The organism is Mesorhizobium sp. M2A.F.Ca.ET.039.01.1.1 (assembly GCF_003998035.1).
GTDB lineage: Bacteria > Pseudomonadota > Alphaproteobacteria > Rhizobiales > Rhizobiaceae > Mesorhizobium.
On the sequence record NZ_RZRY01000740.1, the window covers coordinates 1 to 2,870 of the forward strand.

Genomic DNA, 2,870 nt, shown 5'->3' on the forward strand with positions numbered 1-2,870 from the left:
CTTCAGGAACCTGGCGTAGAAGTAACTTGGCGACAGGTTGAGCGAGCGCTCGGCTGTGGCGATCGCGGCCGGCCAGTCCTCGACGAAGCAATAGGCGGCGGCCAGTTCACCCAGATTGTGGAAGCGATAGAGGTCGAACGGGCTCAACCGCTCGGTATCGAGAAAGAACGGGATCGCGCCGGCCGCGTCGCCAAGCAAAAGTTGCGCGCTGCCCATGGCCGAGCGGGCGAAGGCGAAGCTCGGATTGATGTGGATCGCCTCGGCAAGGTGCTCGGCCGCCAATGCCGGCAGGCCGCGCATGATGTCGGCCGCGCCGAGATAGGCATGCGGGCGTGCGTCGAGGCTGTCCATCAGCAGCGCCTTGCGCGCAAGCTCCTCTACCTTTTCCAGGTCGTCGCTGTCGCCGAAACGCAGCCAGGCCCGCCAGAAATACCACCAGGCCAGTTCGTTGAGCACGGCGCTCGAGTTCGGATCGTCCCGGTAGGCTCTGTCGAAGAAGTCGAGCGCGATGTCGGTGTCGCGGCGTGTGCGCCTGTTCATGTGCCAGCGGCCGCGCCTGACCAATTGCCAAGTCTCAAGGCTCTCCCACGGCACCTGGAACGTACGCGCCTGCTCGGCGCGATCGACCTCCTTGTCGAGGATGGAAACGATCTCGCTGCCGACCTGGTCGCGCAGCCTAAAGATGTCGACGAGATCGCGGTCGAAGCGTTGCGACCAGACCAGGCGCCCGTTCGACGTGTCTGTAAGCGATGCGTTGAGACGGATATGCCTGTCGTGGCGCGCCAGCGTGCCGCTGACGATGTAGCGCGCGCCAAGCGCATTGCCGATGAGCCTTGTGCCCAGGCTGTCGTCGCGAAACTGAAAGCTGGATCCCTTTGCGATGACCGAAAGCCAGCGCGTGTTGGAAAGACCGTAGATGATGTCCTCGGCAATGCCGTCGGCCATATAGCCGACGTCCGGTTCGCTTCCATTGCCCTGGAACGGCAGCACCGCGATTGCCGGTGGCCCCTTGGGGACGGGTTTGTAATGGCCGGGCGCGGCCGGGATAGAAGCGAAGGAGGCCGGCGTGGCAGGCCCGTTGCCGCCGCGGCCCGCGATCAGGACCCGCACCGGCAGAGCGATGTTCTTCAGGCTGAACTCGCCGAGATCGGTAAAGACCGCTGCTGTCTTGTCCTTCACATGGTGCCAGGTCGTCGCCGAGATGGCGACGCCGTCGTGAGGCGCGAGTTCCTGAAGCCGGGCGGCGATGTTCACGTCGTCGCCGTAGAGACGGCCCTCACGGACAATCACATCGCCGGTATTGATACCGGCGCGAAACGGCATGCGCATGTCCTCGGCAACCGCCGCATTCAGCGCTGCGATCCGCGCCTGGAAGTCGAAGGCTGCCCGCAAGGCTTCGATCGGATTGCCGAATTCGGCCATGATGCTGTCGCCGGCATCGCCGAATGTGCGCCCGCCAAATGCGCCGCAACTGCCGGCGATGATGTCGCGCCTCTCCTCGAACGCGGCAACGGCGAGCTCGTCGTCGATGCCCATCAGCCTCGAGAATCCGACGGCGTCGATCGATATGATTGTCGCAAGCTGACGGGTGTAATTCCGTTCAGCCATGATCGAGCCCCCAGTCCCCGCGTCCAGTCCAGAACAGGCGACCTGCGCTCAAAAGAAACGCGTCGCCGTCTGCCGATGGATATCCCCGGCAGGTCCGGCGCGCAGTTGCCACCCTGTTATGACCAGAATTCTATCAGGGTCTTTCCGAAAGCTCTACCAAGAACAGCTAATATGGCGAACGCCCTGCCCAACGCATGGTTTAGTCATTCGTTATACCGGAAGGCACATCCGCATCGTGCCGTAACCCATTGAATCACGCACTCTTTTGTCCTCAGGCAATGTTGGATTTGGCTGCTGCCGGCCGAAGATCGGCCACGTCGAGCCAGGCTTCACAATGCGTTATTTTCACGCTACGGAACCAACATGCCCGCGTGCTGGTTTCTGACGGCACCCAGGCCCATATGAAACTTGGCCAATTACGCGATTTGAGGGCTCTCATGCGCACTGTTGTTTTAGCAACCGGTATCGCGGCCTTCCTTGCCGGCGGATCGGCCCTTGCGGCGGACGACCAGCCACTGCCGCCGCAGAATGCCAAGAAGCTGTCGGAGATCATTGCCAAGGTCGAGCACCGCACCGACTTCCGCTATGTGAAGGAGGTCGATTGGGATAGCGACGGCTACACCATCACCTACTACACCACCGACAAGGCCAAGGTCCAAATCACCTACGACCCGGTGACCGGCGAGCCCAAATAGGTCGCGTCGCCTCCCCGCCTTACGCTCCGCCCCATCTACTGAAGCACATAGGCCCCCGCCCGGTTTCACACACTGTGCCTTGGCGCTGGACACTCCTGTGCCACGCGCAAAGACCCGGCGCGATGGGCCGCCCTTGCATCGTCACAACTTTGGTGGCTGACTGCCCCTCACTGATTGCGGGCACGGGAGTGCATGGGCAATGATCGGCCACGTCCTGAAGCGCATCCTCATGGTGCTCGTCGGCTATCTGGTCGCGGTGCTTGCTGGGTTGATCGCGGTGGTGGTGATCTACGCCATATTGAGCTCGCTGCCCAATGCGCCGGGCTACTTCGGACTTATGGAATTCACCCCCGTCGCCGTGCTGGTCGTGCCGCCGCTCGGCATGTTTGTCTACTTCGTGACGATCATCCTGACGGGTATGCAGACGCTGGTCTTCGCCTTGATCGCGGAGTTCTTTTCGCTGCGCAGCTTCTGGCTGCACATGGTCTTCGGCGCCGCCGCCGCGGCGGCCGGCTTCATGTTGATCTGGCCTGACGCTGCCGATGATCCCGAACGCTGGGCCGACAT

At 62.4% G+C, this 2,870-nt stretch carries 3 protein-coding genes; 2 read left to right on the forward strand and 1 reads right to left on the reverse strand.

Going from position 1 to position 2,870, the window contains the following annotated elements; translation table 11 throughout:
- On the reverse strand, positions 1 to 1,608 hold a 1,608-nt coding region (locus EOA24_RS32850; protein WP_133374730.1), incomplete at its 3' end, for an adenylate/guanylate cyclase domain-containing protein.
- Positions 1,609 to 2,045: 437 nt separating this feature from the next.
- Between EOA24_RS32850 and EOA24_RS32855 the strand changes: the two genes are divergently transcribed.
- Both EOA24_RS32855 and EOA24_RS32860 read left to right on the forward strand, forming a co-directional pair.
- Positions 2,046 to 2,303, forward strand: a complete 258-nt coding sequence (locus tag EOA24_RS32855) for a PepSY domain-containing protein (RefSeq protein WP_126060940.1) — start codon at positions 2,046 to 2,048, stop codon at positions 2,301 to 2,303.
- Positions 2,304 to 2,502: 199 nt separating this feature from the next.
- The coding region (locus EOA24_RS32860; protein ID WP_127410519.1) for a hypothetical protein at positions 2,503 to 2,870 on the forward strand (368 nt) is incomplete at its 3' end.

Excerpts from the sequence above, each read along its gene's own strand:
- EOA24_RS32855 (WP_126060940.1), top strand. The coding sequence starts at position 2,046 with ATGCGCACTGTTGTTTTAGCAACCGGTATCGCGGCCTTCCTTGCCGGC.